This is a genomic window from uncultured Marinobacter sp. (assembly GCF_947259545.1).
Taxonomy (GTDB): Bacteria; Pseudomonadota; Gammaproteobacteria; order Pseudomonadales; family Oleiphilaceae; genus Marinobacter.
The window spans coordinates 1,123,550-1,142,070 of record NZ_CAMYMK010000002.1; the positions used below are offsets into that span (position 1 = coordinate 1,123,550).

General features: G+C 57.6%; 19 protein-coding genes and 2 tRNA genes. 12 read left to right on the plus strand and 9 right to left on the minus strand.

Annotated elements, in window-relative coordinates; all coding sequences use genetic code 11:
• The first annotated feature begins 9 nt into the window (after nucleotides 1-9).
• From nqrF to sthA, 4 genes are read left to right on the plus strand one after another with little or no spacing between them, the layout of a single operon-like run.
• Entirely contained in the window at nucleotides 10-1,236 is a 1,227-nt protein-coding gene (nqrF, locus tag Q0Y21_RS05290; protein ID WP_297792263.1) for an NADH:ubiquinone reductase (Na(+)-transporting) subunit F, read from the plus strand.
• 9 nt (nucleotides 1,237-1,245) lie between these two features.
• Nucleotides 1,246-2,295 carry an FAD:protein FMN transferase gene (locus Q0Y21_RS05295; RefSeq protein WP_297792265.1) on the plus strand — a complete coding sequence of 350 codons (1,050 nt, stop codon included), beginning with the start codon at nucleotides 1,246-1,248 and terminating at the stop codon, nucleotides 2,293-2,295.
• Between the two features lie 10 nt (nucleotides 2,296-2,305).
• Nucleotides 2,306-2,545, plus strand: coding sequence for a (Na+)-NQR maturation NqrM (gene nqrM / locus Q0Y21_RS05300; protein ID WP_297792268.1), 240 nt, complete (start codon nucleotides 2,306-2,308; stop codon nucleotides 2,543-2,545).
• 41 nt (nucleotides 2,546-2,586) lie between these two features.
• Nucleotides 2,587-3,978, plus strand: a complete 1,392-nt coding sequence (gene sthA, locus Q0Y21_RS05305) for a Si-specific NAD(P)(+) transhydrogenase (protein WP_297792269.1) — start codon at nucleotides 2,587-2,589, stop codon at nucleotides 3,976-3,978.
• Here sthA and Q0Y21_RS05310 read toward each other — a convergent pair.
• From Q0Y21_RS05310 to Q0Y21_RS05335, 6 genes are all read right to left on the minus strand, one after another.
• On the minus strand, nucleotides 3,975-4,772 hold the full coding sequence (locus Q0Y21_RS05310; RefSeq protein WP_297792271.1) for a glycerophosphodiester phosphodiesterase: 798 nt from the start codon (nucleotides 4,770-4,772) through the stop codon (nucleotides 3,975-3,977). The two genes, sthA and Q0Y21_RS05310, sit on opposite strands and share 4 nt — an antisense overlap.
• Nucleotides 4,769-5,896, minus strand: a complete 1,128-nt coding sequence (locus tag Q0Y21_RS05315; protein ID WP_297792273.1) for a 3-deoxy-7-phosphoheptulonate synthase — start codon at nucleotides 5,894-5,896, stop codon at nucleotides 4,769-4,771. The genes Q0Y21_RS05310 and Q0Y21_RS05315 overlap by 4 nt, the downstream gene beginning before the upstream one ends.
• Before the next feature lie 17 nt (nucleotides 5,897-5,913).
• The gene (locus Q0Y21_RS05320) at nucleotides 5,914-6,360 is read right to left on the minus strand and encodes a TerB family tellurite resistance protein (RefSeq protein ID WP_297792275.1); all 447 of its coding nucleotides are present in this window, start codon (nucleotides 6,358-6,360) and stop codon (nucleotides 5,914-5,916) included.
• A 33-nt stretch (nucleotides 6,361-6,393) separates the two neighbouring features.
• Nucleotides 6,394-7,359, minus strand: a complete 966-nt coding sequence (tal, locus tag Q0Y21_RS05325; protein ID WP_297792277.1) for a transaldolase — start codon at nucleotides 7,357-7,359, stop codon at nucleotides 6,394-6,396.
• An 88-nt stretch (nucleotides 7,360-7,447) separates the two neighbouring features.
• Nucleotides 7,448-8,506 (minus strand): tRNA dihydrouridine(20/20a) synthase DusA, encoded by a 1,059-nt coding sequence (gene dusA, locus Q0Y21_RS05330; protein ID WP_297792279.1) that lies wholly within the window; start codon nucleotides 8,504-8,506, stop codon nucleotides 7,448-7,450.
• 152 nt (nucleotides 8,507-8,658) lie between these two features.
• The gene (locus tag Q0Y21_RS05335) at nucleotides 8,659-9,720 is read right to left on the minus strand and encodes an AraC family transcriptional regulator (RefSeq protein WP_297792280.1); all 1,062 of its coding nucleotides are present in this window, start codon (nucleotides 9,718-9,720) and stop codon (nucleotides 8,659-8,661) included.
• 191 nt (nucleotides 9,721-9,911) lie between these two features.
• On the opposite strand from Q0Y21_RS05335, the gene Q0Y21_RS05340 reads away from it, so the two are divergent.
• The 4 genes from Q0Y21_RS05340 (at nucleotide 9,912) to Q0Y21_RS05355 (ending at nucleotide 12,834) form a co-directional block, all read left to right on the plus strand.
• Nucleotides 9,912-10,319: an MAPEG family protein gene (locus Q0Y21_RS05340; protein ID WP_297792282.1), complete on the plus strand. Its 408-nt coding sequence runs from the start codon at nucleotides 9,912-9,914 to the stop codon at nucleotides 10,317-10,319.
• A 91-nt stretch (nucleotides 10,320-10,410) separates the two neighbouring features.
• Nucleotides 10,411-10,995, plus strand: a complete 585-nt coding sequence (locus tag Q0Y21_RS05345; RefSeq protein ID WP_297792284.1) for a hemerythrin family protein — start codon at nucleotides 10,411-10,413, stop codon at nucleotides 10,993-10,995.
• A 71-nt stretch (nucleotides 10,996-11,066) separates the two neighbouring features.
• Nucleotides 11,067-11,837, plus strand: a complete 771-nt coding sequence (locus Q0Y21_RS05350) for an SDR family oxidoreductase (protein WP_297792286.1) — start codon at nucleotides 11,067-11,069, stop codon at nucleotides 11,835-11,837.
• 82 nt (nucleotides 11,838-11,919) lie between these two features.
• Nucleotides 11,920-12,834 (plus strand): AEC family transporter, encoded by a 915-nt coding sequence (locus Q0Y21_RS05355; RefSeq protein WP_297792288.1) that lies wholly within the window; start codon nucleotides 11,920-11,922, stop codon nucleotides 12,832-12,834.
• Here the strand turns inward: Q0Y21_RS05355 and Q0Y21_RS05360 are convergent.
• Entirely contained in the window at nucleotides 12,814-13,782 is a 969-nt protein-coding gene (locus Q0Y21_RS05360; RefSeq protein ID WP_297792290.1) for a zinc ABC transporter substrate-binding protein, read from the minus strand. The two genes, Q0Y21_RS05355 and Q0Y21_RS05360, sit on opposite strands and share 21 nt — an antisense overlap.
• Nucleotides 13,783-13,937: 155 nt before the next feature.
• Here Q0Y21_RS05360 and gltX point away from each other — a divergent pair, with 155 nt between their 5' ends.
• From gltX to Q0Y21_RS05375, 3 genes are all read left to right on the plus strand, one after another.
• The gene (gene gltX, locus Q0Y21_RS05365; protein WP_297792292.1) at nucleotides 13,938-15,422 is read left to right on the plus strand and encodes a glutamate--tRNA ligase; all 1,485 of its coding nucleotides are present in this window, start codon (nucleotides 13,938-13,940) and stop codon (nucleotides 15,420-15,422) included.
• Nucleotides 15,423-15,534: 112 nt separating this feature from the next.
• Nucleotides 15,535-15,610, plus strand: a tRNA-Ala gene (locus tag Q0Y21_RS05370).
• Nucleotides 15,611-15,617: 7 nt separating this feature from the next.
• Nucleotides 15,618-15,693: transfer RNA gene (locus tag Q0Y21_RS05375), tRNA-Glu, on the plus strand.
• Nucleotides 15,694-15,925: 232 nt separating this feature from the next.
• Here the strand turns inward: Q0Y21_RS05375 and Q0Y21_RS05380 are convergent.
• Nucleotides 15,926-16,777, minus strand: a complete 852-nt coding sequence (locus Q0Y21_RS05380; RefSeq protein WP_297792294.1) for a 6-carboxytetrahydropterin synthase — start codon at nucleotides 16,775-16,777, stop codon at nucleotides 15,926-15,928.
• A gap of 166 nt (nucleotides 16,778-16,943) precedes the next feature.
• On the opposite strand from Q0Y21_RS05380, the gene Q0Y21_RS05385 reads away from it, so the two are divergent.
• A complete protein-coding gene (locus tag Q0Y21_RS05385) occupies nucleotides 16,944-17,531 on the plus strand; it encodes a nucleotidyltransferase family protein (RefSeq protein WP_297792510.1) in 588 nt (195 codons plus the stop codon).
• Here the strand turns inward: Q0Y21_RS05385 and Q0Y21_RS05390 are convergent.
• Nucleotides 17,491-18,486, minus strand: coding sequence for a response regulator (locus tag Q0Y21_RS05390; protein ID WP_297792296.1), 996 nt, complete (start codon nucleotides 18,484-18,486; stop codon nucleotides 17,491-17,493). The genes Q0Y21_RS05385 and Q0Y21_RS05390 overlap by 41 nt on opposite strands.
• Between the last annotated feature and the right edge of the window lie 35 nt (nucleotides 18,487-18,521).

Genomic DNA, 18,521 nt, shown 5'->3' on the forward strand with positions numbered 1-18,521 from the left:
GGCGAGACCATGAGTACAGAAATTATTCTCGGCGTGGTCATGTTCACCGTTATCGTACTGGCTCTGGTCGCGATCATCCTCGCGGCCCGTTCCAAGCTGGTAAGCACCGGTGATGTGACTATCGAAATCAATGACGACCCGGAACACTCCCTGACCACAGAAGCGGGTGGCAAGCTCCTGGGTACGTTGGCAAACAACGGCATTTTCCTGTCATCTGCCTGTGGTGGTGGCGGTACCTGTGCCCAGTGTAAGTGTAAGGTTCTGGAAGGCGGCGGCGCGATGCTGCCAACGGAAAAGACCCATTTCACCAACCGTGAAGAGAAAGAAGGCTGGCGCTTGTCCTGCCAGGTTCCTGTCAAGCAGGACATGAAGGTGGAAGTGCCGGAAGAATTCTTCGGCGTCAAGAAGTGGGAGTGCGAGGTTATCTCCAACCACAACGTGGCGACTTTCATCAAGGAACTGGTATTGAAGCTGCCTGAAGGCGAGGAAGTGGACTTCCGTGCCGGTGGTTACGTCCAGTTGGAGTGTCCTCCCTACGAGATCGATTTCAAGGACTTCGATATCGAGGAAGAGTTCCACGAAGACTGGGACAAGCACAATATCTGGCGTTACAAGGCGGTTAACAAGGAAGAGACTATTCGCGCCTATTCCATGGCGAACTATCCGGAAGAGAAGGGTGTGCTCAAATTCAACATCCGTATCGCCACGCCACCTCCTGGCACGGATTATCCGCCGGGCATCATGTCGAGCTACGTGTTCGACCTGAAGCCGGGTGACAAGGTGACCGTGATGGGGCCGTTTGGTGAGTTCTTCGCCAAGAAGACCGACGCCGAAATGGTGTTCATTGGTGGTGGTGCTGGTATGGCACCGATGCGCTCCCATATTTTTGATCAGCTCAAGCGCCTGAACTCCAAGCGCAAGATCAGCTTCTGGTACGGTGCCCGGAGTGTCCGCGAGATGTTCTACGTGGAAGACTTTGACGGTCTGGCCGAAGAGAATGACAATTTCGAGTGGCACGTGGCATTGTCAGATGCACTGCCCGAGGACAACTGGGAAGGCCCTACCGGGTTCATCCACAATGTGTTGTACGACAACTATCTGAAGGACCACCCTGCGCCTGAGGACTGTGAGTACTACATGTGTGGGCCCCCCATCATGAACGCGTCTGTGATCAAGATGCTGAAGGATCTTGGTGTCGAGGACGAGAACATCATGCTGGATGACTTCGGAGGTTAATCTACCAAGATGACATCCCGCATGTTCAGGCCCGTCAGGGCGGCAATACTCAGCGTCTTCATGGCGCTGGGTGTTGCCGCGCTGGCGGGTTGTTCGTTTGAGCCCGAAGAAAAAGTCTGGGAAATTGCCGGCCCGGTGTTTGGCACCCAGTACCATATCAACGTCGTATTGACTGACAATGAGTCCCGCCTTGAAACTCTGGGAAGTGGCATTGAGCAGGTTCTTGAAGATGTGGATGCGTCCATGTCCACCTGGCGAGAGGATTCAGAGCTTTCCCAGCTCAATCGTCGGGAAGATCAGTCGAATTGGATTGAGCTCTCGGAGCCGCTTTACGAAGTACTCGCCACGGCGACGCAGGTATCCAGTCTTACCAATGGGGCCTTCGACGTCACTATTGGGCCGGTTGTTAACCTCTGGGGGTTCGGGCCCGAAGCCAGACCGGACATGGTCCCTGAAGAGGGGGAACTTAAGTCAAGGCTTGATGCCACAGGTTATGAGAACATTGAGCTGAGGCCTGATCCGCCGGCATTCAGAAGCCATCGTCGTCAGTACATTGACTTGTCGGCGATTGCCAAAGGTTATGGCGTGGATGCTGTTGCCCGTTATCTTGAAGAGGCCGGCGTGGACGCGTATCTGGTCGAGATCGGTGGCGAAGTTCGCGTTAACGGTCGCAAACCCAATGGCGATGCCTGGCGTCTGGCCATTGAGCAGCCGGTGTCCGAACGTCGTCAGATCAATCGTGTCGTCGCGCTGGATCAGCAGGCGATGGCGACATCCGGGGACTATCGTAACTATTACGAATCGGAAGGACGTCGTTATTCACATACAATTGACCCTGAGACCGGCAAGCCGATTCGTCACAATCTTGCTTCGGTGACGGTAATAGCAGACAGCACCATGCTGGCCGATGCGCTGGCAACCGGTTTCAACGTTATGGGGTATGAGCGGGCACAAGCGCTGGCTACCCGTGAAAACATAGCGGCTTATTTCATCGTGCGTAGTGATGACGGGTTTGAGACTCATTACACGCCTGCATTCACTGCGTACCTTACAGACTAGGGGAGGGCTTATGGGTACCTTTCTGTTGGTTCTACTGATTGTTTCCGTGCTGGTCGCTGCCATGTCGATCGGTGTTATTTTCGGCCGCAAGCCGATCAGCGGTACCTGTGGCGGTATTGGCGCCCTGGGTATCAGCAAGTCTTGTGATATTTGTGGCGGTAATACGCAAAAGTGTGAAGAAGAGAACGAGCGCCTTGCCAACGAGGGCAAGACGGCGGACGAACTGAGTTACGACGCCACCAGGAAATAAATAACAACACTTCACGACGTAGATAAGGAGTCACTGCACGCATGGCAGAACATCATTACGACGTCGTCGTTATCGGCGCTGGTCCTTCCGGAGAAGGCGCAGCGATGAATGCGACGAAACACGGCAAACGTGTCGCGATCATCGAAGACAAGCCCACCGTTGGTGGTAACTGCACGCACTGGGGGACCATCCCTTCCAAAGCACTGCGCCACTCAGTCAAACAGATCATCACCTTCAACACCAACCAGATGTTCCGGGACATTGGAGAACCCCGCTGGTTTTCTTTTCCCCGCGTTCTTCAGAACGCCCAGAAGGTGATCGACAAGCAGGTCAAACTGAGAACCCAGTTTTATGCCCGTAACCGGGTCGACCTGATCAACGGTCGCGCTTCCTTCCTGGACGAGCACCGTATTGAGGTTCGCGGCAGCAAATCCGTTGAGACGTTGCACTTCAAGCAGGCGATTATTGCTACTGGTTCCAGGCCCTATCTGCCGCCGGATGTGAACTTCCGTCACCACAGGATTTACAACTCCGATACCATCCTGAACCTGTCTCATACCCCCCGTACACTGATTATCTATGGTGCCGGGGTAATCGGTTCGGAATATGCCTCCATCTTTGCCGGTCTGGGTGTGAAGGTTGATCTGATCAACCCGGGCAGCCGCCTGCTGACGTTCCTGGATGATGAGATTTCAGACGCCCTGAGTTACCACCTGCGCAACAATGGGGTGCTGGTCCGTCACAACGAGGAATACGAGTCGGTTGATGGCGATGATCACGGGGTGGTGCTGTCGCTGAAGTCTGGCAAGAAAATCCGGGCCGATGCGTTCCTGTGGTGCAATGGCCGTAGCGGTAATACAGAGAAGCTGGGCCTCGATAACGTCGGGTTGGTCCCCAACGGCCGCGGTCAGCTGGCGGTGGACGAACACTACCGTACGGAAGTGGATACTATCTACGCTGCTGGCGATGTGATTGGCTGGCCCAGCCTGGCCAGTGCCGCTTACGACCAGGGCCGCTCGGCGTCGTCCGATATCCTGCACGACGAATATTTCCGCTTTGTGTCGGACGTGCCGACCGGTATCTACACGATTCCCGAGATCAGCTCCGTGGGCAAGACCGAGCGTGAGCTGACCGAAGCCAAGGTGCCTTACGAAGTGGGCCAGGCGTTCTTCAAGGATCTGGCCCGCGCCCAGATCACTCGAGAAGCCGTGGGAATGTTGAAAATCCTGTTCCACCGGGAAACCCGTGAGATTCTGGGTATCCATTGCTTCGGTGACCAGGCGGCCGAGATCGTCCACATCGGACAGGCCATCATGAATCAGGAAGGCGAAGCCAATTCCCTGAACTACTTCATCAACACGACCTTCAACTACCCGACCATGGCAGAAGCCTACCGGGTAGCGGCGTTGAACGGGCTGAACCGGATTTTCTAATCCGTGGATACAGCGGTGTCTTCAGTCGCGCTCTGGAGCGTTTTGCTGTTGGGCAGGCTGAGGACCGAGTTCGCGCGGTTATCGAAATACATGCGGGTACTGGTGGGGAAGTCGGAGATGATACTATCCACGCCAAGCTTCTCCAGTTCCAGCATGTCGTGAATTCGGTTCACGGTCCACGCCGATACGTGCATGCCCCGGCGATGGGCGTCGTCCACTACGGCTTTTGAGCAGATTTTCCAGTTCACGCAGAGGAACTGGCAATGAAGTCGTGAGGCAACATTGACTGGCCGGGGAAACTTGCGCTCGGCCACCAGGCCAATGCGGATGTTCTTGTCCCGCCTCCGAATCTGCTGCAGGAACCACACATCCGCCGAGGTCACGGTGACCCGGAAATGCAGTTCCCGGCGTTGAATGATTTCCGTCAGGCGGTTACAGAGGATGTTCAACCGTTGTCGATTGTCCTTCTTGACCTCCAGCTGCAGGTGTTCGAGATCAGCAAACTCATCCAGCAGGGTTTCCAGGCTGGGTATTCCGACTTTTCTTGACCAGGGCGTCGCGTTCCTCCGTGCGTCCATTCCTGCCAGTTCGTCGGCGGTATAGCTGGCGACAGCGCCTTTGCTGTCGGTGGTGCGATCCACCGACAGGTCATGGATGATCACCGGCTTACCATCTTTTGACAGAACCAGATCCAGTTCGAAGTGGCGAATGCCGTGCCGGTAGGCATGGGTAAATCCGGCGAGTGTATTTTCCGGGGCTTCTCCCTTGGCCCCACGGTGTCCGTAGACAATCATTCTGTTGCAGATTCCTTCAGGCGTTGGTAAATGGCCTGGCGTTTCTTCCAGGTGTCGTGGCACAAACGGATATCTTCGAGATAAGCGGGTAATTCGTTCATCAGCAGCGCCTGTGGGCCATCCACCAGGGCTTTCTCCGGCTTCGGGTGGAAGTCCACCAGCACCATATTGGCGCCGGCAACCACGCCCTGAGCGGTGGCGTGCATGACGTCGAGAATGCCGTCCGGAGATTTCTCACGGCTGCCCACGGAGTGGGACGGGTCCACGCACACCGGCATACGGGTCAGACGCTTCACCGCCGGTACATGGGCAAAATCCACCATGTTGCGGTGGGGCTGGCCGGCCTCGGTTTTCATGCCCCGCAGGCAGAAAATGACATTGGCGTTGCCTTCGCTGGCCAGATATTCCGCGGCGTTAAGGGATTCGTTCAGGGTGATGCCGAAGCCCCGTTTCAACAGTACCGGGTAAGTGCTCTGGCGACCAATGGCTTTCAGCAACTCAAAGTTCTGAGTGTTGCGGGTACCCACCTGAAGCATCACCCCTGTGGGCCGACCCAGTTTCTCCAGGCAGGTGTCGATTTCCTCAATATGGCTCTCGTGGGTGATCTCCATGGCGATCACCTTGATGCCATGCTTACCCGCCTTCTCGAATACCCAGGGCAGACAGCCCTTGCCGTGTCCCTGGAAGGAATAGGGGTTGGTGCGCGGCTTGTACGCACCCATACGGGTGCAGACCTCGCCATGATCCTCCAGGGCCTGCATCATCATTTCCACGTGTTCGGGCACATCTACGGCGCACAGCCCGGCGAATATGTTCAGGTTGGACTGGCTGAACTCCACACCGTTGTAGGTAAAGCCGCTCTGACGTTTATCATCCCGGTGGCGACCCAGGATACGGTAGTCATCGGAGATACGGATGGCCCGCTCCACCGCCGGCAGCGCTTCAATTTCCTCTTTGTCGAGCGATTTGGTATCACCCAGCAGGTAGATCTCTGTCAGCCGCTGGCTGGCGCCCTGTACTTCATGAACCCGGACCGAAACACCGGGCAGGTTTTCCAGGAAATGCATGGTTTGCCGGTAGGCGTCACTGTCCAGTGCTGTATCGGGGTGGAGAATGGCTAGCATGTTGGCTCCTTTAACAGTCAGTCCGCGCCTTCCGCACGATGGCGAGCCTGCATGTATTCGCGATGATTAAGATGCAGCAAATCGGCCATGCGGCGAATCAGGTGTTCCTCGTATTTGTCGATGCGGCCATCGGCAAACGCCACCCGCCAGATGCTCTCCAGCAGGGTCTGCTTGGCGGCCTGGTCCAGATGCTCATTGATCTGGCCAGTAAATTCGTACAGTGATGTTGCATCATCCGCGTGGCTGAGGGCATCCTGAAGGATCTCCCCGGCTTCTTCCCGGGTAACCTCGTGGGCCTTCACGGCGCAATCCACAATGGTTTGCAGTTCCCGCTCATCCTCGTTGTTATCAATGCGCGAGAGTTGAACCATCAGGGCGGTGGCCGCCACCGCCAGTGAGTGTCGGTCGGGCTCTTCCCTGGTTTCCTCAGTAGGGGCAAATAACTGCTTCAGACGTTCGATCATGACCTGAAGAATACTCCTCTTAATGCACGCCTGTTACGCTGCCTTGGCCAGTTGCCTGACACGACCTTCCAGTTCGATCTGGTCGGCGGCGAAGCGGCGAATACCTTCGGCCAGCTTTTCGGTGGCCATGGCGTCTTCGTTGGATTCCCAGCGGAACAGGCGTTCGTCCATCGTGCCGAACCCATCGGAACTGGCGGCGGTATCTGGTGATAGTTGGCGCTTCAGCGGCGCAGTATCATCTTGCAGCTCCTGCAACAAAGTGGGGCTGATGGTCAGGCGGTCACAGCCGGCCAGCATCTCGATCTCACCGAGGTTGCGGAAACTGGCGCCCATCACCACGGTCTTGAAACCGTTGGCCTTGTAGTAATTATAGATGCGGGACACAGACTGGACGCCGGGATCTTCCGCCGCCGGGAAGCTGTCCCGGTCGCTGTGGGCCAGGTGCCAGTCGAGGATGCGGCCCACGAACGGCGAGATCAGGAAAGCGCCGGCATCGGCACAGGCAGCCGCCTGCACGAACGAGAACAGTAGTGTCAGGTTGCAATGAATGCCTTCTTTTTCCAGCTGCTCTGCCGCGCGAATACCTTCCCAGGTAGAGGCAACCTTGATCAACACCCGGCGGGTATCCACGCCTTGCTGCCGGTACAGGTCGATCAGCCGGCGAGCGCGAGCCAGAGTGGCGTCGGTATCGAACGACAAGCGTGCATCCACCTCAGTGGAGACCACACCGGGAATCAGTTGCAGAATCTCGCGACCGGCCTGTACGGCCAATGCATCCGTGGCGTAGGCCAACTGCTCGGCGTCAGACCCGCCTTGTTGGCTGGCCATGGCAACGGCCTTGTCCAGCATGGGGCGATAGGCATCTGACGCAGCGGCTTTCAGCAGCAGGGAAGGGTTGGTGGTGGCATCCTCGGGGCGCCACTGGGCGATGGCATCCAGATCGCCGGTATCAGCCACCACGGTGGTCATGGCTTTCAGTTGTTCAAGCTTGCTGGTCATTCGTCGTCCTGTCGTCGTGTCTCAATTGTTTTCCCTACAATAACGGGCTGCTCTGACAGGAACAAGACAACAAAGCGTATAGGGTCGATTAAGCAGACGCTATCGCGGGTTCCACGGGCTCCCGTACCCTGGCCAGGGCCTCTTCAATGACCTCCAGCCCGGCCCCCGGCTTATGGGCGTTCTCGCTGATGTAGCGGCGGAACTGGCGACCTCCGGGCTGCCCATGGAACAATCCCAGCAGGTGACGTGACATGTGTGTAAGGAACACGCCCCGCTCCAGTTCACTCTGGATAAAGGGAAGCATGGCGCGCAGGGCATCGTGGCGGCTTTGCACCGGTGTCTGTTCGCCGAAGAACTCGGGATCAACGCCCGCCAATAACCAGGGATTGTGGTAGGCCTCGCGCCCCAGCATCACACCGTCCGTGTGTTCCAGATGTTGATGGCACTCCTCAAAGGTCTTGATGCCGCCGTTAATGATGATTTCCAGCTCCGGGTATTTCGCTTTCAGACGATACACCCAGTCGTATTTCAGCGGCGGAATGTCCCGGTTTTCCTTGGGGCTCAGGCCCTCCAGAATGGCAATACGGGCATGGACAATAAACGTTCGGCAACCGGCGGCAGCGACTTTTTCAATAAACTCGCAAAGATCGTCCCAGGATTCACGCCCGTCAATGCCAATACGGTGCTTGACCGTCACCGGCAGGCCGGTGGCGCCGATCATCGCCCGTACGCCTTCCGCCACCTTGTCCGGATGCCCCATCAGGCAGGCGCCGATCATGTTGTTCTGCACCCGGTCACTGGGGCAGCCCACGTTCAGGTTTACTTCATCAAATCCATACTGTTCCGCCAGCGTCGCACAATGGGCCAGTTCACCGGCATCGCTGCCGCCCAGCTGCAGCGCCAGCGGATACTCCGCCTCGTCATGACGGAGAAAGCGGGCGGTATCGCCGTGAATCAGCGCACCCGTGGTCACCATTTCTGTGTAGAGGAGGGTGTGCCGGCTGAGCTGGCGCGCCAGGTAGCGGAAATGCGGGGTGGTCCAGTCCATCATGGGGGCCACGCAGAACTTCCGGGAGGGTCCGGAGCCGGTCCTCGCGTTCTTTTCCAGTGAAAGGTCCACGTTGTCTGTTGTGCTGTTTACCGTCATTGACTGCCCAATCTGAATCTATCCGTCATCTGCCGTTGTGATCTACGGAGCAATTGAAAATCGGGATGATTGTATCAGGAAAGCGGGCCCGCTCGCCGTAAGGCTTTTGCGAAATGTTTCTGGTGGCTTCAGGTGGTGAGCTGGCGTCGAAGCTAAGAGTTATTGCGTCGCCACATTCGCGGAGCCAATCCCGTCCAGCTCTTGAAAGCCCGGGTAAAGTTCGCTGGATCGGCATAACCGAGCAGTTCACTTATGCTCTGAACTTCCATCCCGGACGTCGCTAACAAGTGGCAACTGTCGCGCCGCCGGACATCATCCAGCAGTTGCTTATAGCTCAGCCCCTGCTCATACAGCCGTCGGCGCAACGTTCTGGGTGTCAGGCACAGGTTATCGGCCAGTTGCTCGGGAGAGGGGTAACCATTCTGGTCCAGCACCAAATGGGCGCGAACCTGGCGGGCAATGTCGTTGTCGGTCTCTGTGAGAGCGCTTTCGCGCTCACAATGCGCCAGTGCCTGTGCCAAGCCTTCCGGGTTAGCGGTTGGCAAGGGTTCATCCAGCCAGGAGCTGTCACCATCCAGCACCAAACCAGCGCGGGGCATGTTGAACCTGACGCCGGGCACCTGCTGCTGCCGGTTGCGATAGCCTTCTGGTTCTGGTCCGCATAGCCAGATTTCCCGTTTATTGGGCAGCATGGGCAACACGAATTCCATGCCGCGAATCATGCTGGTCAGAATGGAGCTGAACATCATCTCTCTGAGGGAGGGCGGGATGGGAACTTCCGGTTCGATCTCGAAGAACAGGTTGTTCTCGGACTCATTCACTGTCATCAGGGTTCCGCGCCCGCGCAAGTGCCAGAAACGCTCCAGAATTGAGATGGCATCACGCGGGGTTGGGGCGCACATCAGAGCGTATCCCAGGTTGCCGTGGGCAGTCAGCGGCAAGCGCAAGCCGGTATCGAAGCCCAGTGCGGTGTCGCCAATCGCAGCGTGAACCGCCTCGAAAAGCTGCAAGGTTTGCAGATAAGAGATTCGTCCCGCGGGATCGTCCAGAATCTCCGCCGAGATTCCTGCGCGCTGCAATATCTCGCTGCGGCTTGCGCCAAGCGCCACTGCTGATACGACAAACATACGAGGATAGGTGACGGGTTGGTTGGGCTGCCGCGTCCAGTTAGGCAGCCCGGAATGCGCGGTTGTATGTCGTGATTCGTTGAGCATTGGCCACCAATGACAAGTGCATTGTCCGCCAAACATCTCACGGGGGTGGCAATCTGACCAGTACTCTGTGGGCCATTTTACAAGAAAAACCGTATACCGGGGGAAGTGACCAAATACGGGTGGGATAACGACCCGGTCAACGAACCATGAAAGGGCAATGCCCGATTAAAACCGATGAAAAGGAAGGATAGATGACCGCTTATACCGCAGTGTTGCTTTATGCCGGATGGATGTTGCTCCTGGCGCTGATTTACGCCGTTCCCCGTGTGCCGCAGGCATTGACTGGCGCAAAACCCATCGACAGTTGGGAACGTAACAAGCAGCCGATTGATGCACCAATTCTGCAGCGCGCCAAGGCTGCGCACCTGAACTGTGTCGAGAATTTCGCGGTGTTCGCGTCGGTTGTGGTTGTTGCTGGCTTGATGGATCGCCTGGACGTGGTGAATACCTTGGCAGCCTTTGTTCTTTACGCACGAATTGCTCAAAGCCTGGTGCATATCAGTGGCATATCGTTTGTGCAGATACTGCTGAGGGCGACTTTCTATCTTATCCAGATCGTGTTGGTGTTGATGATGGTCTACGGTCTGCTATTCAGCTGAAGTAGTCCCCCACCTTGATCTCGGACAAGGTATCCGGATGCCCTACTTGGTACTCTGACGGTAACGACGCGTCCAGGTGGGGGGCTTCTCCATGTCGGATCATAAGGCGGACCCCGCTGGGTTCGATCCTTTCCCATGGGATCGGAATTTCGAGACCGGAATTGAGTTGATTGACCAGCAACACCAGGTGTTGGTCGATATTCTGAACCGGCTCGCCCAGCACTTTGTCGCGAGTGGTGCCAGCGTGGATTGCAGTCAGATTCTTGATGAACTGCTGTCCTACGCCGCGTTTCATTTCAAATCGGAAGAAGCTATCTGGCGTGAAGGGCTGGATACCGAAGAGGCTGTCCGCAATCACCACGACAGCCATCAGCTCTTTTTCGCTCAGATTCAGATTTTCAGGGGCAGCGAGGCCTCTCAAGAGCGGGTACTTGCGGACATATACGACTATCTTGCCCGTTGGCTGGCTTTCCACATTCTTGAATCTGATCGTCGTATGGCACTGACAGTTCAGGAGTTGAAGCGCGGCAGTACCCTGGACGAGGCAAGGCGTGCGGTGGACGATCAATTGAGTGGCCAGGTGTCGGTCACCGTGTCTGCATTGTTGGAAAAGTACGCCATCCTGTCCGCCCGTGTTGTCCGGTCAATCAGGGATACCCATCGCGATTGGCCTTGATGGACAGCCACGAAACGGGCTTGTTCCTGAGATCATCCTGATCTGACAAAAACGAACTCCAAGGATTCCCCGTGAAAGAATGTATTTTTATTACCGGTGCCGCAGCCGGCATCGGCCGCGAAACTGCGCTTCTGTTTGCTTCCAAGGGGTGGTTTGTTGGTGCCGCGGACCGGGATGAGGCGGCGCTGGAAGCACTTCAGAAGGAGCTCGGTGAAGGCCGCTGCAGCATCCATGTGATGGATGTGGTGGATGAGGTGTCGGTGAAAAAGGCGCTGGCGGATTTCACCGAGCATACCGGCGGTCAGCTACGTTTGTTGCACAACAATGCGGGCATTCTGAAGGTAGGGCCGTTCGAGGAAATCGGTATGGCGGCGCATCGGGCTATTGTTGAGGTTAATGTAATCGGGCTGATGACGGTCTTGCATGCCGCGTTTCCGTACCTGAAAGCGACGCCCGATGCCCAGGTGGTGAATATGAGTTCGGCATCTGCCGCCTATGGGATTCCGGATTTTGCTTCCTACTCAGCCAGCAAGCATGCGGTGCGGGCGATGACGGAGGCATTGGATATTGAGTGGGAGCCGCACGGTATCCGTGTGGGCGATCTGATGCCGCCGTTTGTGAACACCGGGATGGTGCAGCAGAATGAGCAGGGCTCGCGGCTGTTCGAACGTCTCGGCGTGAATCTGACACCGGATGTGGTGGCTTCCCAGGTGTGGGCTCAGGTGGAACAGCCGCGCCTGCACCGGCCGATCTCCATGCAGTTCAGGGCCCTGTGGCCCATTGCCAAGTCCGCGCCGGCGTCGGTTACCCGTGGTGTGTTGAGAAAGCTGTGGCGCCAATAGGGCGCGCCGGGTCAAGACGCTAGCCTGCTAACTTTGTTATCCTTTCGGGCCTTGTATGAGTGGGGTTCGGGAGTAAGTCGACATGCCGGTGATGGTCCAGGCGCTGGTGCCTGTGTTTGCGTTGATTGTGATGGGGCACCTGTTCAGGCGCTGGGACTTCCCCGGTGAAGGCTTCTGGATGCAGGCGGAGCGTTTTACCTACTATGCGCTGTTTCCCGCCATGCTGGTCTACAAACTGGGCCAGGCGCGCTTGCCCGCCTCTGCCTATGGCGACATCCTGCTATTGATCGTGGCCATGCTGCTGGTGATGACCCTGGTGCTGGCGTTGCTGCAGTGGATCTGGCGCTGGCCCGGGCCGGTGTTTTCTTCTGTTTTCCAGGGCGGTATCCGTTTCAATTCTTACGTGGGCCTGGCGGCGGCCGGCATGCTTCTGGGTGACGAGGGGTTGTCGTTGATTGCCATTGCCGTGGCGGTCAAGGTGCCACTGCTCAACCTGCTTTGCATCCTGATGTTTTCGCTGGCGGCGGGGCAGGGGCCGCTCCGGTTTCGACCGGTTTTGAAGGCGATCGTCACCAATCCGCTGATTGTGGGTTCGGTCATCGGTGTGATCTGGAGCTATTTCCAGATTGGATTCCATCCTTTGATTGCCGGTATTCTGGCGCCATTGAGCGACCTGGCGTTGCCCATGGGGCTGATGACGGTAGGCGCTGGCTTGCAGCTGAAGGCGTTGCGGGGTGCCTCGACGCCATTCCTGGTATCGTCGGTGGCCAAGCTGGTGGCGTTTCCGCTGATTACCGCCGGGCTGGCACTGTTGCTGGGGCTGGACGGCATGCTGGTGCAGGTGGCGGTGTTGCTGGCGGCGCTCCCCACTGCAACCTCATCCTACATACTGGCGCGCCAGCTCGGTGGTGACGCGCCCCTGATGGCCGGCATCATCAGCGGACAGACATTGCTGGCCATGATCTCGATTCCGTTGTTACTGGGCATTCTCTGGTAAGCACGTCAGCGCGGCATCGGCAATGCCCCGGAGAAAGTTAACATACCCGTCCCGATTGGATTCGATCTCTGTGGCCAACGGGTCCCAGGTGCTGAAGGTGATGTCCAGTCCCTCGGTGATGGATCGCCACCACTGGCGGTTAAACTGGGGTTCGGTCAGCAGGCAGGGCTGGTTGGCCTTGCGCAGTTTGTCCTGCACTTCGGCGATGTGCCGGGCGCCCGGGGACAGTTCGGGATTCAGGGTGAGAATGCCGTTCAGCTTCAGATTGAAGTGGCCGGCGTAGCGCGTGAAGGCATCGTGATAGGCGAACAGGCTGATGTCGGCCAGTGGCTCAAGGCGGTGTTGAATGTCTTCTTCAGCCTCTAGCAGCGTCCTTTCGAATTGCGCCAGGTTGGCGTCCAGGGCCTGTGTGTCGGCGCCTTCCAGTTGTGACAGCGCCTGGTGGATGGCTTTTGCCATCTCCAGGGCCAGTACCGGATCCAGCCAGATATGAGGGTCTTCGCCTGCGCCATGATCATGGCCGTGTGTGTCGTGGCCAGGTTCGTCGTGGTCGCCGTCATGATGATCGTCTCCGTGGTCATCATGGTGCAGGTCGGTGTCGTCGGCCCGAGGCACGTCATCTCCATGCATCAGCGACACTGTGCGTTTCCTGAATTCCTCACCGCCCAGCAGCCGGGACAGGAAAGTTTCCATTTCCGGGCCTACCCAGAAGATCACGTCTGAGTTTTCAAGTGCCCGGCGCTGTGACGGGCGCATGGTGTAGTTGTGGGGGCTGGAGCCTGCCGGAACCAGGCTGGTGACGTCGACATCGTCCGGTGCGACGGCTTTGACCAGAAGTTCCACCGGCTTGATGGAGGTGACGACGTTGGTGGCGGCCAGTGCTGAAAGCGGGCTCAGCAGCGCCGCCAGTCCCAGCATGGCAATGCTGGCTTGTGATGCGTTGGGCATGGTGATGTCGTGCTCTGATACAGGATTGAAACGTTATAATATAACAAGTGAGTTGCTGATTAAAGGCAGCGTTGCGCCGCAATCATGCGAAATTCGTTCTGGGCCGTTATAATGCGTGGCTTTCCAGTCGGCCACTTATCTATCAGGATCGTTACATGACCGTACGTACCCGAATTGCTCCGTCACCCACCGGTGATCCACACGTTGGTACCGCCTTCGTGGCCCTGTTCAACCTGTGCTTTGCCCGTCAGCACGGCGGCCAGTTCATTTTGCGTATTGAAGACACCGACCAGGCCCGCAGCACCGCCGAGTCTGAACAGGACATCCTGCGTGCGCTGCGCTGGCTGGGGCTGGAATGGGACGAGGGCCCTGACGTGGGCGGCCCGCACGGACCCTATCGCCAGTCCGAGCGCAAGGATTCCTATCGTCAGTATGCTCTGGATCTGATCACCGCCGGCCATGCCTTCTACTGTTTCCGCACCCCGGAAGAGCTGGAGGCGATCCGCGAAGAGCGCAAGGCCCAGGGCCTCAACCCCGGTATCAAGGGTGACCTTGAATTGCCTGAGGAAGAAGTAAAGCGTCGCCTGGATGCCGGCGATCCCTACGTGATCCGCATGAAGGTGCCGTATGAGGGCGTGTGTCAAATCCGTGACATGCTTCGCGGTACCATCGAGATCGACTGGTCTCAGGTGGATTGCCAGATCCTGCTGAAGTCTGACGGCATGCCCACCTACCACCTCGCCAACGTGGTGGACGATCACCTGATGGGTATTACCCACGTATTGCGCGGCGAGGAGTGGATCAACTCCGCGCCCAAGCACAAGCTGCTGTACCAGTACTTTGGCTGGGACATGCCGGAGCTGTGCCACCTGCCGCTGCTGCGCAACCCGGACAAGAGCAAGCTGTCCAAGCGCAAGAACCCCACCAGCATCAACTTCTACGAGCGTATGGGTTTCCTGCCGGAAGCGGTCACCAACTACTTGGGCCGCATGGGGTGGTCCATGCCCGATGAGCGGGAAAAGTTCACCCTGGACGAGATGATCCAGAATTTCGACATCCAGCGGGTCTCCCTGGGTGGTCCGGTGTTCGATGTGGAAAAACTGCGCTGGCTGAACGGAATGTGGCTGCGTGAGGATCTCAGTGACGATCAGTTCGTGGAGAAGATGCGCAACTGGTGGTTCAACGAAGATGCCCTGCGTGCGCTGATCCCGCACATCAAGGGCAGGGCGGAAGTGTTCTCCGATGTGGCGCCCATGGCGGCGTTCATGTTTTCCGGCATGCTCAACCTCAAGCCGGAGGATTTTGCCCACAACAAACTGGAAGAAGCCCAGATCAAGCGGGTACTCCAGTTCACCCTTTGGAAGCTGGAAGCTCAGCGCCACTGGAGCAAGGACAACATCTTTGCTGACATCAAGACCCTGGCCAAGGCCATGGAACTGAAAATGGGCGATTTCATGTTTTCCATCTTCGTGGCCATTGCCGGTACGCCCAATTCCTGGTCAGTGATGGACTCCATGGCACTGCTCGGACCGGACATGACCCGTTCGCGGTTGCGTCATGCCCTGGAAGTTCTGGGCGGCTTCTCCAAGAAAGAAACCAAGCGAGTGGAAAAAGAATACGCCGCGTTGCTCGCAGAATAACCGCTTTGGTGAAGAAGTGAACGGAATGGACAGGGATGTTCAAAAAACTGAAAAAATTGAAGAAAAGAGGTTGACGCCCATAGGGCGGATCCTTAATATACGCAGCCGTTGAGGGGCCATAGCTCAGCTGGGAGAGCGCAACACTGGCAGTGTTGAGGTCAGCGGTTCGATCCCGCTTGGCTCCACCAATTTCTAGTCCCCTTCGTCTAGTGGCCTAGGACTCCGCCCTTTCACGGCGGCAACAGGGGTTCGAACCCCCTAGGGGACGCCAATACGGCTTGACGGTTTAGTCCACCGGAAAGCCATCAAGAAAACCGCCTTCGGGCGGTTTTTTTGTGTCTGAAGAAAGTTGAAAAGCTGTCTCCGAAGCTGGAGCGCGCGGCGGGAAGAAGCCTCCCAAAACTGTGTGTTGCCAGGGATGGCAACACCAAGCCCCCATGGATGGGTTCACGGCGTGTTTTGGGAGGTTTCTTCCCGCCGTGCGCAGGCTGGGGCTAAAGAGCTTAGCGAGATGCAATGGCCCCCTTGCCAACCCCCTCATAAGCCTTCACCCGAATAGCATCCGCCGGAAACTCCGCCTTGAGTTGATCCGCCATATGCGCTGCAATCAATTCTACGGTAGTGTCGGTCTCCATCATGTAAACCCGGCTCTCCGGCAGTGTCAGCGCAAACTCACCCTGGTTCGCTTCATATTCAAACGTTACATAGGCAACGCCATCCTCGGCGACCCAGCGCCGGGTGACATCCTCTTCAGAGCCAACATAGATGTCTTGCCACAACGTCGCCCAGCGCTTTTCCAGCTCGTAGTCCCGGTGGTCGTTGCGATCAATGCGGATAGGAGAGCGATGGCCATGGGCAATGCGCTGGCAGTTCCCCAGATGCTTCTTCAGACCGTGGACGTAATGGTAATAGGCGCCCTCGATCACTTCTTCGCGAAGGTGAACTTCAACATCAGTGACGTTGCCCGGCAATACCTCCATCAACTCCCGCTCAAGCAGGGCGGCCACGGCAGATGGAACCACACGCTCGGCTGAGAGCCAGGCGACCGCTTCATCCGGGGATCGGTGAACGATCCGGGCGCCGTCGGTCAGCGTCCAGGTGAAGGTGTCGGGCTCTTCCTCGGCCCAGGCCAGGCCTTCATAGCCACGGGGCACCACCAGACGGTGATCCACGCGCTCGTCGATGACTCGTTTGATGGTGCGCTTCACGTTACTGAAGTCGAACACCATGCCCTGTTCGTCCAGCTCGCCGCCGAGGACCACGTCGGCAATCCAGCTTTCCCCCACCAGGCCCCGCTTCGGGTCCAGGTAAGCGAAATCGATAACGGTGAGGTTGTCCACAAACAGGTGATTCATCGGGAAGTCCGAACAGGATGAGGTTGATTGATGTGCGAATTCTAGCAAAAATCCCCGGTAGCTAGCAGTCTGATGATGTGTCAGGCGGCAATTCGTATTGGCGTGAGGGGAAAACACCATAAAGAATTCAAGTAACAGCTTCCATGAGCAAGGCCCCGCACTGGTACTGGCGGCGGGGGCATCCAGCCGCATGGGGCGCCCGAAAGCCTTACTGGAAACCGGGCAGGGTACTTTGCTGGACAGGGCGATTCTGCAGGCGAGACAGCTCAGTACTTCGGTGACGGTTGCAACCGGTGCCTGGTATCCGCTGGTCCGGTTTCGTGGCCGCGTGCAGCCTTCCCGGTGGTTGCCGGTCGACGATTGGATGGAGGGGATGTCCGCCTCACTTCGGGCAGGGCTCCTGAGCCTGGGGCCTGAAGCCAAGGGGGTGTTCGTGTTGTTGGCGGACCAGCCGCTGCTTGATTCCAATGCACTGGTCGCGATGGGAGCGGCAGCCCGGTGTGTTCCGGATCAGGCGGTCGCCGCGGACTATGGCAATTGCCCGGGCGTGCCGGCCTATCTGCCGCGGTGGCTCTGGCCGCGAGTGATGGAGCTCGAAGGGGACCGGGGAGCAGCCGCAGTGCTCCAGTGGGCCGGGGCGACCCGAGTGGGCATCACCGGTGTTTTCGATGATATCGATACTCCGGAGGACTGGCGGGCGGTTCGAAAACGTCTCAGCCAAACAGGCCAGACAACCAGGCAATCCCGACCGTAAAAATACTGAGGCTGATGGTCAGGCCGACCGCGTAGACTTTCGCGGTGGATGAACGCTGCCGGGCGAGGTACAGGTCAACAGTGCGGTGAGCGATGTCTTCCGCCGTTTGCCGGGAAATTTCGTGGGCCTGCTGGATGGCTTCGGACTGCAGGGTTTGCCAGAATTCCGTATCAATGGTCTGGACGCTGGTGATGTGGTCTTTCAGGTCGGCCATGTGTTCACTGGTGAAGCCGTTGCTCTGGGTCAGGGTCTGGCGTAATTCAGCCATTTCCCTGCCCAAATGGAGATTGACCTCCGCGGCCACTTCATCCCGCAGGTTGTGGGTCTGCTCGCGAACATGCTGCTCCAGCGCCTCAAGCTTCTCCTCAATTCGGGCTTCCTGCTTTCGCGTGGAGTCGTCCAGGGCACGTTTCAGATGATCGAACTGCTCATCGAACAGGTCGCTCAGGAGCTCGTGCAGGCGGTTATTGATGTGGGTTTTTACCGCTGAACGGGCAATCTGTTCGACCTGTCCGTCCTGTTCCGAGGCCTGAGGGGTGCCGTTCAGTGACTCGGGTGGTTGGGGCAGTGTCCCTTTGGATGCATCGCTGGTGAGTTGTTTCAGGACGACGCTGAGTCCCTCAGTCTGAGGCGGTTTGGTGAGGATAGTGTAGACACCGAAATTCTGTGCCTCCTCCATGAAAGACGGCGACTTCTTGGACGTACACATGATGATCGGGATGCCGGCTGTCTCAGGGTTGCCCTTGATGGCTTTGGTCGCTTCCACCCCGTTCATGCCGGGCATCAGGTGATCCATAAAGATCACGTCCGGTCTTCGGTGGCTGCTAAGAAAATCCAGAGCCTCTTCTGCAGAGCCAGCCATGTTGACTTCCATTTCGTGGTTTTCCAGCAGTTTGCTCAAGGTGAATCTCGCCACCTTTGAGTCGTCTACCAGGAGTGCGCTCTTGATTGCCATGTCACAACCTCAACCTGTTACAGCGATGCATTCAT

Excerpts from the sequence above, each read along its gene's own strand:
- Q0Y21_RS05355 (WP_297792288.1), top strand. The coding sequence starts at position 11,920 with ATGCCGGTGATGGTCCAGGCGCTGGTGCCTGTGTTTGCGTTGATTGTG.
- Q0Y21_RS05340 (WP_297792282.1), top strand. The coding sequence starts at position 9,912 with ATGACCGCTTATACCGCAGTGTTGCTTTATGCCGGATGGATGTTGCTC.
- Q0Y21_RS05360 (WP_297792290.1), bottom strand. The coding sequence starts at position 13,782 with ATGCCCAACGCATCACAAGCCAGCATTGCCATGCTGGGACTGGCGGCG.
- Q0Y21_RS05390 (WP_297792296.1), bottom strand. The coding sequence starts at position 18,486 with ATGGCAATCAAGAGCGCACTCCTGGTAGACGACTCAAAGGTGGCGAGA.
- sthA (WP_297792269.1), top strand. The coding sequence starts at position 2,587 with ATGGCAGAACATCATTACGACGTCGTCGTTATCGGCGCTGGTCCTTCC.
- Q0Y21_RS05335 (WP_297792280.1), bottom strand. The coding sequence starts at position 9,720 with ATGCTCAACGAATCACGACATACAACCGCGCATTCCGGGCTGCCTAAC.
- gltX (WP_297792292.1), top strand. The coding sequence starts at position 13,938 with ATGACCGTACGTACCCGAATTGCTCCGTCACCCACCGGTGATCCACAC.
- Q0Y21_RS05380 (WP_297792294.1), bottom strand. The coding sequence starts at position 16,777 with ATGAATCACCTGTTTGTGGACAACCTCACCGTTATCGATTTCGCTTAC.
- Q0Y21_RS05295 (WP_297792265.1), top strand. The coding sequence starts at position 1,246 with ATGACATCCCGCATGTTCAGGCCCGTCAGGGCGGCAATACTCAGCGTC.
- nqrM (WP_297792268.1), top strand. The coding sequence starts at position 2,306 with ATGGGTACCTTTCTGTTGGTTCTACTGATTGTTTCCGTGCTGGTCGCT.
- nqrF (WP_297792263.1), top strand. The coding sequence starts at position 10 with ATGAGTACAGAAATTATTCTCGGCGTGGTCATGTTCACCGTTATCGTA.
- tal (WP_297792277.1), bottom strand. The coding sequence starts at position 7,359 with ATGACCAGCAAGCTTGAACAACTGAAAGCCATGACCACCGTGGTGGCT.
- Q0Y21_RS05320 (WP_297792275.1), bottom strand. The coding sequence starts at position 6,360 with ATGATCGAACGTCTGAAGCAGTTATTTGCCCCTACTGAGGAAACCAGG.
- Q0Y21_RS05310 (WP_297792271.1), bottom strand. The coding sequence starts at position 4,772 with ATGATTGTCTACGGACACCGTGGGGCCAAGGGAGAAGCCCCGGAAAAT.
- Q0Y21_RS05345 (WP_297792284.1), top strand. The coding sequence starts at position 10,411 with ATGTCGGATCATAAGGCGGACCCCGCTGGGTTCGATCCTTTCCCATGG.
- dusA (WP_297792279.1), bottom strand. The coding sequence starts at position 8,506 with ATGACGGTAAACAGCACAACAGACAACGTGGACCTTTCACTGGAAAAG.
- Q0Y21_RS05315 (WP_297792273.1), bottom strand. The coding sequence starts at position 5,896 with ATGCTAGCCATTCTCCACCCCGATACAGCACTGGACAGTGACGCCTAC.